An 8,386-nucleotide genomic window follows, 5' to 3' on the forward strand; every position below is an offset into this window, starting at 1 on the left:
GGGTTTAATCATCTAGTAATAATTTTATGTCTTTTATAATATCTTCTAGGGCTTCTTCTAGGAGTGATTTTCCAAGTATTGGATCTGCATTAATACCCTCATTTTCTAGTTGTTTTGCACTTTCATCTATTTTTTTGTCCCGTTCACGAGCTTCTTTTAGGCCTATCATCCCTATCTCCGGATATTCTCTAATGTTTTCACATTCTCGGAGTCTTTTGGGGTCTGTTATCCCTAGGATTAGGCCTATTGAAAGTTCACCGGATCCGGCGTGTGGGCCTTCTATTTCAACTATCCTGTTATTTAATTTTATCTTTATTCCGGTTTCTTCTGCGATGGTGGGTAGATATTTTTTTATTTTTGTGTTGCCTCCGTGTCCATTCACTATAAGAACCTTTTGGATTTTCAGGGATCTTTTTGCACATTTTAGGATTGGTTTTAGGTGTTTGTCAACGAGTTCTATGGGTTTTATGTGTATTCCATGTTTTATATATGGGTGTTCTGTTGCGGCATAGATTATGCCTAGGAATTTTGCCCCTGTCCTATTACTTGCTTCAAGGGCGAGGTATGAAGCGATTTTGGCGTCTGTATCTATGGGAAGTGCCGGGCCATGGTTTTCGAGGTGGGATCCTATGGCGAGTATTCCTATCTTGTGGATCTCGGGTGATATTATGTTACCTGAATCATAATTTAATCTTATATTTTTAGATTCCATATTTTATCTCCGATATAATGTATGTTTTTTATTGCTTTCCCTTTTCTGTTTTTTACCATGGAAGGGCCATCTATTAGACTCACTCCTATTGTTATAGGCTTTTTGTACTTTTCATCTACTACTATTACCAGGTCTCCTTTTTTTATCTTGGGGTCTGCATCGACTATACCTGGACTCATCACATCAGCACCATTTGTAAGGAATTTAACAGCCCCCATATCAACTATAACACGATTAGATTTTATACTAGTTTTGAGGGCTCCTTTGAGGGTGGGGAAAGGCTTGTTATCGACTAACATGATTAATGGTTCGCCATCAATTAATATTAAAGGGTAAGGTTCTGCTTCGAGGAATTCTATTATTGCTTTTTCTGGGATTAGATCAGAATAGTCGGCTAATCCTTCTTTTATCTTTTTAGCCTCCCTTTTTTTCAGATGGTATCTTCTTTTCACCTTCAAGGGGCCTCACCAATTGTGTGTCGATAAGAGAAAATATTTACCCCTTTCTATTAATATTTTCTTCTATTTTATCTTTCCAAGCTTTTGATAGTGTGATTAGTGAATTTACCTCCAAACTAATTGTAGGAGGATTTTTATACTCCACTTAATTGCCCTAGGAAACCCCCCCATAAGGGGTTAAAATATTATAAATATTCTTCTTCAAGGATAGGAGGTTAAATCCCCCCTATATGAATGTATTTTTTGGATTTAAAGTATTGATCTGCAATCATGGATATAATCGCACTATCCTAACATGAGATGAAATTGAATAAACTTCTATCATGATTTAGGAGTGGGCATGGAATATGGGGATTATGGGACCTCCAAAAAAGGCTTGGTGAAAATTTTCTAAGCTGCAAATCAACTGTTCAGCAAAAAATTTATCTTATTACAACATTTATCCCATTGAAAGAAGATCATTTGTTAGTAAAACCTGATTTGACTGGCCCACCCTCCACTAGGAATCTCCGCACTCTACAATGGGAAGGCCAATACCAACAGTATCTTGTCCCGTTTATAAACATATATAGATGTTTAGAAGTAAACACTTTTAAGGCCCCTTGTCCTTTCTATGGTAGTGGGTAGTTCCCCCTTCCGATAAGGTTAAATATGCTCCTAGTTAAATTGAACTATTAGGGTGATGATCGTGAATTCGCAAAAAGGTAATATACAAAGACCACTTGACGCGCTGGGTAATTCATTGAATTCTCCAGTTCTCATAAAACTAAAAGGTGACAGGGAATTCAGGGGTGTTCTTAAGAGTTTCGACCTCCATATGAATCTTGTGTTAAATGATGCCGAGGAACTGGAGAATGGTGAGGTTACCAGGAGACTTGGAACAGTATTAATTAGAGGAGATAACATAGTATATATATCCCCATAATGTTAATAGGAAATATTTAAAAGCTTATTTTTCAGGAGGGATTCAACCCATGAAAGGCACTCCATCATTTGGTAAAAGGAATAAGAGTCTTCATATAAGATGTAGACGTTGTGGAAGAAACGCTTATCATATACGTAAGAAGGTATGTGCTGCTTGCGGATTTGGAAGATCCAAGAGGATAAGACGTTATAGTTGGCAGAATAAGAAAGTTAATGGTCGAAGGTTGAAATAAATGTTAGATAATCGCGGCCCCATTGATGTTCGTATAATTGTTGAGGGAGCATCTGACGTGGAGAGTGTTTCAAAGGCTCTTCAAGATGTTTCGTTAGGCTCTGAGTATCATATCACAATCTCTTCGATAATACCAACCACTAGCCTAGAAATAGCTAAAAGGGCCGTTGAAGGCGCTGATATAGTGCTCATAGCCACGGATGCTGATGCTACTGGCAGAGAACTTGCAGAGAAGTTCCAGAAAAGCCTTAAGGGGAATGTGGGGCACGTTGAAAGGGTGAAATTACCCTATGGCCATGATGTAGAATATATTGACCCCCGGCTCATGATGGAAGAGATAAAAAATGCTATTATAAGAGCCGGTTTATCCTCAATCGCAAACATAAGAAAACTAAGAAAACTTGAAGAAAAAGTGCTCCAATTCAAGTCTGAAATAGATGAATTAGCCAATGAAAACAGCACATTAAAAGATGAGAACAACAGATTATCAAATGAATTGGAGAAAATCATAGAAGAGAAGGAGGAATTGAACTCTAAATTAGAGGAATTAGAAGAGAAGTTCACCAACCTTCAGGAAGACTACCGGAAAATTAAGGAAAAATACAAGGAACTTAAAAGTAAAAGCTTCCTTGAAATGTTTCCCCTACATGAATTATGGAAAGACCTCTTTGATGAAGAACTTGAAGATGAAGAGAAGATTGTAAAAGTGGCGGATACTCTTAAATCCGAAAATCTGATCATAGGACAAGGTCATATTGCAGCACCCTCAAAAGAGGATGCGATAGCTTGTTTGAGAACCATAAGGACAATCCTATTTTTAATGAGCAGGACAGAAGAGTGATAAACAGTGGGGGGAGAATCTAAGTTGAAGGACAAATGTGGTATAGTGGGCATATACTCTTCTGATAAGAACAAAAATATAGCCCCCCACATTTATTATGGACTCTACGCACTCCAACATCGCGGACAAGAATCAGCAGGGATATCAACTTCGGATGGCAAAAGGTTCTACACACACAAGGGGATGGGATTAGTATATGAAGTCTTCAACGGCAAAAAATTGAAAAAACTCAAAGGTAACATTGGAATCGGACATGTAAGATACTCCACAACAGGAAAATCCAGGATAGAAAATTCACAACCATTCCATAATAAAATAGACGGCTTAGATATTGCCATAGCCCACAATGGGGACATAATAAACTCAAGGGAACTTCGAAGAGAATTGGAAAAGGAAGGCTACACCTTCAAATCAACCACAGATTCCGAGGTTATCAGTTACTTGATCAGGAGGGAATATCAAAAGGACAACAACATGATAAAAGCCATTGAAAGAACATCAAAACAGCTCATAGGATCATACTCCCTCGTAATACTCTTTAACCATGAATTATATGTTGTAAGAGACCCCCTAGGAATAAAACCATTAGCATTAGCAGAGAAGGATAGTACAAGGATGGTGGCATCCGAGAGCGTGGCATTCGATGTTATAGGCGCCGAATACCAAAGAGACGTCAAACCAGGGGAAATAATCCACCTAAACAATGAAGAGTCACATATCATCAAAGGCTCCGAGAAAATGAGAAGAGCCCACTGCATGTTCGAATACGTATATTTCGCACGACCAGACAGCATCATCGACGGCAGAAACGTCTACGAAGTAAGATTAAAAATAGGAAGAGCACTCTACAGAGAACACCCAGTAGACGTGGACGTGGTGATGCCAGTACCAGACTCCGCCATAACAGCCGCAATTGGCTACTCGCGAGAATCAGGGATACCCTATGGTGAAGGCCTTATAAAGAACCGTTATGTAGGCCGCACGTTCATCATGCCAACCCAAGAAGAAAGAGAGACCGCAGTCAAACTCAAAATGAACCCTATAAAATCAGAACTCAAAAACAAGAGGATAGTGCTAATAGATGATAGTATAGTCCGGGGCACAACATCCAAAGCCCTCATAGACGTCCTTAAAGGGGCTGGAGCACGTGAAATACACCTTAGGATAGGATGCCCCCCTATAAAATCGCCTTGTTATTATGGTATTGCAATGGCAACAAAAAAGGAACTTATAGCATCCAATAAAACAATCAAAGAAATAAGGGACATACTAGGCGTCGACTCACTAGGTTATCTGAGCATAAAATCCCTAGTGGAGGCTATTGGCATCAGCAAAGAAGATCTGTGCACCGGATGCCTCGATGGAAAATATCCCACCCCCATACCACTTTAAATAGTGAAATTATTTTCACCCTGGTGAGTTTATGGTCGAACTTTTAGCACCTGCCAGAGATTTCCCCTCAATCTCTGCAGCCCTTAAAAATGGTGCCGACGCAATCTATATTGGCATGGAAGGTTGTAACTTACGTGCTAACATATCCAATTTCAGCCTAGAGGAGATAAAAGAAGCCACTAAGATAATCCATGACAACAACGCAAGGGTATATGTTTGTACAAATACCATCCTCAAGGACAAGGATCTTGAAGATCTAGAATCGAAACTACCATCACTACACAGCTTTGAAGTAGACGCCGTAATAGTATCAGATCTCGGAGCCATTGACCTGGCCATAGATAATGGGCTTAACGTCCATGTAAGCGTCCAAGCCAACATATCCAATACTAGAAGTTTGAATGTGCTCAAAAAAATAGGGGCAAAAAGGGTTATATTATCAAGGGAACTGTCACTTGATGAGATAAAAGAGATCGTGAAGAAATCCCCCTTGGAGGTTGAGGTCTTCGTTCATGGAGCCCTTTGCATGGCAATATCTGGGCGCTGCCTCCTAAGCTACTACCTTTATGGTAAAAGTGCGAATAATGGGGAATGCCTCCAACCATGCAGAAAACCATGGAAGCTAACATCAGAAGATGAGACACTAATACTAGAATCTGGCCAAGGGAATATCAAAACTTATATTTTAAGTCCAAGAGACCTTTGCATGATAAAACATATACCTTCATTGATTGATGCTGGCATCCACGCCCTTAAAATCGAGGGGAGGGCAAGACCAGCAGACTATGTTGCAACAGTAACACGAGTTTACAGAGAAGCTATAAACTCCCACCTTCAAGGTTCATGGAAATTCAAAAAAGAATGGATAGATGAACTTAGAAAAGTATTCAACAGAGGATTCGAAGAAGGCTTCTACTTTAAAAAACCAAAACAAGGCCCTCCACAGAACCAAGCTAAGTATGTTAAAAAGGACATAGGCCAAGTCCTAAATTATTATAGGAAAGTTGGCGCGGCTGAAATCAGACTCTGGGACAAAATCAAGATAGGAGATGAGATAATAATCCAAGGGAAAACCACAGGTTCATTAACAGATAAGGTCAAATCATTACAGATAAATGGAAGGGACGTTAAAAAAGCCGAAAAATGCAGAGTCGGGGTCAAAGTAAAAAGTAGGGTAAGACCCGGAGATTTGGTATATAAAAGAGTAAAAAGAGAATAGGTGAGAAATTTGATAAAAGTAGAAGATGCGATGCAAAAAAATGTTATAACGATCAAAAACGACATGAAGATAGAAGAAGCCGCTAGAATATTAAGGGAGAATAAGATAAGTGGCGCCCCAGTTATAGACAAGAAGAATAGACTAGTTGGCATGCTAAGTGAAGGAGACATCATAAGACTCTTGGAAGTACACTCACCCAAATTAAACTTAATATTACCATCACCCCTAGACCTCATAGAACTCCCCATCAGAATGAAACATGAATATGATGAGATAGTAAAGGGGATAAAAAAGGCATCATTAACATTAGTTGATGAGATAATGACGCGAAAGCTCATCACAGTAAAACCAGACCAATCAATATCAGATGCTGCTGAACTCATGGACAAGCATAAAATAAAAAGACTACCAGTAGTGGACGATGAAGGCAACCTCATAGGGATCATCACAAGAGGCGATATTATAGGAGCACTAGTAAAAACATAGACTGTGAGGTCCCTTAATTGACAAAAAAGATAGCAATCTATGGAAAAGGCGGTATCGGTAAATCAACCATCGTCGCTAACATTGCAGCATCCTATTCCCAAGAATACAATGTACTCGTTATAGGCTGCGACCCAAAAGCCGACACCACCAGAACACTATATGGTTCAAGAATACCCACAGTATTATCTGTTTTAAAGGAAAACAAAGAACCCCGCACTGAAGAGGTAGTATACCATGGCTATAATAATATTTCATGTGTTGAGAGCGGCGGCCCCGAGCCTGGAGTTGGTTGCGCCGGCCGTGGAGTTATAGTTGCCATGAACCTCCTTGAAAGACTTGGCGTTTTCAAAGAACCCTTTGACGTGATCATATATGATGTGCTTGGTGACGTTGTATGTGGGGGCTTCGCAGTACCTTTAAGGGAAGAATTCGCAGACGAAGTCTACATTGTAACATCAGGAGAATACATGTCACTATATGCGGCTAATAATATAGCTAAGGGTATAAAAAAGCTTAACAGCAAACTTGGGGGGATAATCTGCAACTGTAAGGGCATCAAGGATGAAGCCCAGATCGTGGAATCATTCGCGGAGAAAATAGGGTCAAGGGTTATCGGTGTTATACCAAGGAGTGAACTTGTACCTGAAAGCGAAATTGAAGCCATGACTGTTATAGAAAAATTCCCAGATTCGAAACAGGCCATGGTCTATCATGAACTTGCTAGGAGAATTTATGAAAACAAGGATTTCACGGTACCAGAGCCGCTTACCACGGATGAATTTGAAGGATTCTTCAAAGAGCTTAAAAATATGGGATTTTTAGAATTTTAGATCTTCAAGTGACATGATTTTAGTCCCTAATTCTTCCATAACATTTAAAATTTCATTTTTAGCAGCCTCAAAATTCTCATAATAGTGCAAATGAGATTTGCATCTACAATCAGAACATCCAAAACCTTCTATGGATTTTCGATTTTCTAATCTTTTGGAGATCAAACATTCAAGCCGTCTTTCATCTGTTGTGAATATCACATCCTCTATCATCGTATTTTCATGGGCTAGAAGATAATCAACATGCCAATGGATCCTCTTATTTTCTGAAAGATGCCTCATAATCCTAGCCTCTAATGAATTAAAAGCTGAACCCACGTATACATAACATCCACGTTCAATTTTAACCTTACCAAGGGAGCCAACATTCAAATATGAAGTTTCCCCTACCCTAATAATTAGACAATAGGTTCCCCTCATAACCTATAATATGGTTACTGAGTTAAAAAACCTATTTCAGGATGTGATATCATGAAATATGTATTTTATGCTAAGGGCCATCCTAATGTGACTTCAAGGCATAAATCCACATTTGAAATCACCATGGATGATGAAATTGGGAAAACAGCTGATTGTATTATAGGCGTTGATTCATCAGTTTCCATGAAAGATTTTCCAAAGAAGCTCAAAAAAGCGATTGCAAAAGAAAATGCTATAATCAAAGTTATATTAAAAACAGAGAATGCAAAGGATGAAATAACAGGTAGAGGTCATCCTAATTTGACCTTGGATCATCCAAGGGACATGGTCTGCCGTAAAAGCGACTACATATGCGACAGAACCCTCATGATAAAAGCTGATAAGGCCGCTTGTGACCTTAAAAGAGAATTGATAGAAGACCTAAAACAAGGTTCTAATCTTAAGGTTGAAATAATAGTGAGCTATCCTCCCTCTAAGGATAGTACCTCATGAAAAATTTACCCATGGAGAGGGAACTTTCCATTCCACGTCTTGGTTCGCAGGAACCATTAGCCATTATAGGATTGAAAGCTAAACTTTATATCCGCGGACAAACCGAGTTTTGTGAAGTTGTATATTTCATTTATCGCAGTTGATCTAATTACTTTCTGTAGACTTTAAACGTATTTATCTGGGCAGTTCATCTCTCTTTTGAAAATTTGAGATTTTTCTTTTGTAAAATATAAAAAAATAGAATATGAGGGGGCGTATAGAGGGCCTAGAATGGTAGGCTTGCGTAGGTTCCTAGTATTTTCCCGGTTGCTGTGTTCCAATTGTTTATTACACCTAGACTGTTTCTACTGCTTGTTGCATCTGCGCTATACCACTTGCCA

11 protein-coding genes are annotated in these 8,386 nt (G+C 39.0%); 8 read left to right on the forward strand and 3 right to left on the reverse strand.

Annotated elements, in window-relative coordinates:
* Nucleotides 1–4: 4 nt before the first annotated feature.
* Together arfB and DPC56_RS07455 are read right to left on the reverse strand one after the other, a co-directional pair.
* Nucleotides 5–712: a 2-amino-5-formylamino-6-ribosylaminopyrimidin-4(3H)-one 5'-monophosphate deformylase gene (gene arfB / locus DPC56_RS07450; RefSeq protein WP_112094447.1), complete on the reverse strand. Its 708-nt coding sequence runs from the start codon at nt 710–712 to the stop codon at nt 5–7.
* Nucleotides 694–1,170 (reverse strand): RNA-binding protein, encoded by a 477-nt coding sequence (locus DPC56_RS07455; protein ID WP_112094448.1) that lies wholly within the window; start codon nt 1,168–1,170, stop codon nt 694–696. The genes arfB and DPC56_RS07455 overlap by 19 nt, the downstream gene beginning before the upstream one ends.
* Nucleotides 1,171–1,852: 682 nt before the next feature.
* Between DPC56_RS07455 and DPC56_RS07460 the strand changes: the two genes are divergently transcribed.
* The 7 genes from DPC56_RS07460 to cfbC are packed head-to-tail and all read left to right on the forward strand — an operon-like array spanning nt 1,853 to nt 7,094.
* A complete protein-coding gene (locus DPC56_RS07460; protein WP_112094449.1) occupies nt 1,853–2,095 on the forward strand; it encodes an LSm family protein in 243 nt (80 codons plus the stop codon).
* 49 nt (nt 2,096–2,144) lie between these two features.
* Nucleotides 2,145–2,327, forward strand: coding sequence for a 50S ribosomal protein L37e (locus tag DPC56_RS07465; protein WP_112094450.1), 183 nt, complete (start codon nt 2,145–2,147; stop codon nt 2,325–2,327).
* Nucleotides 2,328–3,167, forward strand: a complete 840-nt coding sequence (locus DPC56_RS07470; protein WP_112094451.1) for a toprim domain-containing protein — start codon at nt 2,328–2,330, stop codon at nt 3,165–3,167.
* A gap of 24 nt (nt 3,168–3,191) precedes the next feature.
* Nucleotides 3,192–4,559: an amidophosphoribosyltransferase gene (gene purF, locus DPC56_RS07475; protein ID WP_112094452.1), complete on the forward strand. Its 1,368-nt coding sequence runs from the start codon at nt 3,192–3,194 to the stop codon at nt 4,557–4,559.
* A gap of 31 nt (nt 4,560–4,590) precedes the next feature.
* A complete protein-coding gene (locus tag DPC56_RS07480; RefSeq protein WP_112094453.1) occupies nt 4,591–5,778 on the forward strand; it encodes a U32 family peptidase in 1,188 nt (395 codons plus the stop codon).
* Between the two features lie 9 nt (nt 5,779–5,787).
* Complete coding sequence (locus DPC56_RS07485; RefSeq protein WP_181454425.1) at nt 5,788–6,264, forward strand: CBS domain-containing protein; 477 nt, start codon at nt 5,788–5,790, stop codon at nt 6,262–6,264.
* 17 nt (nt 6,265–6,281) lie between these two features.
* On the forward strand, nt 6,282–7,094 hold the full coding sequence (gene cfbC / locus DPC56_RS07490; RefSeq protein ID WP_112094454.1) for a Ni-sirohydrochlorin a,c-diamide reductive cyclase ATP-dependent reductase subunit: 813 nt from the start codon (nt 6,282–6,284) through the stop codon (nt 7,092–7,094).
* Here cfbC and DPC56_RS07495 read toward each other — a convergent pair.
* The gene (locus tag DPC56_RS07495) at nt 7,083–7,466 is read right to left on the reverse strand and encodes a GIY-YIG nuclease family protein (protein ID WP_181454426.1); all 384 of its coding nucleotides are present in this window, start codon (nt 7,464–7,466) and stop codon (nt 7,083–7,085) included. The genes cfbC and DPC56_RS07495 overlap by 12 nt on opposite strands.
* A 99-nt stretch (nt 7,467–7,565) precedes the next feature.
* Between DPC56_RS07495 and DPC56_RS07500 the strand changes: the two genes are divergently transcribed.
* The gene (locus tag DPC56_RS07500; RefSeq protein ID WP_112094456.1) at nt 7,566–8,006 is read left to right on the forward strand and encodes a DUF371 domain-containing protein; all 441 of its coding nucleotides are present in this window, start codon (nt 7,566–7,568) and stop codon (nt 8,004–8,006) included.
* Nucleotides 8,007–8,386: the final 380 nt, after the last annotated feature.

The sequence above is a fragment of the Methanothermobacter tenebrarum genome, assembly GCF_003264935.1.
Classification (GTDB): domain Archaea; phylum Methanobacteriota; class Methanobacteria; order Methanobacteriales; family DSM-23052; genus Methanothermobacter_A; species Methanothermobacter_A tenebrarum_A.

What these genes read in the sequence shown, in the direction of transcription:
- DPC56_RS07465 (WP_112094450.1), top strand. Translation starts at nt 2,145, where the DNA reads ATGAAAGGCACTCCATCATTTGGTAAAAGGAATAAGAGTCTTCATATA.
- arfB (WP_112094447.1), bottom strand. Translation starts at nt 712, where the DNA reads ATGGAATCTAAAAATATAAGATTAAATTATGATTCAGGTAACATAATA.
- DPC56_RS07480 (WP_112094453.1), top strand. Translation starts at nt 4,591, where the DNA reads ATGGTCGAACTTTTAGCACCTGCCAGAGATTTCCCCTCAATCTCTGCA.
- DPC56_RS07500 (WP_112094456.1), top strand. Translation starts at nt 7,566, where the DNA reads ATGAAATATGTATTTTATGCTAAGGGCCATCCTAATGTGACTTCAAGG.
- DPC56_RS07460 (WP_112094449.1), top strand. Translation starts at nt 1,853, where the DNA reads ATGATCGTGAATTCGCAAAAAGGTAATATACAAAGACCACTTGACGCG.
- DPC56_RS07470 (WP_112094451.1), top strand. Translation starts at nt 2,328, where the DNA reads ATGTTAGATAATCGCGGCCCCATTGATGTTCGTATAATTGTTGAGGGA.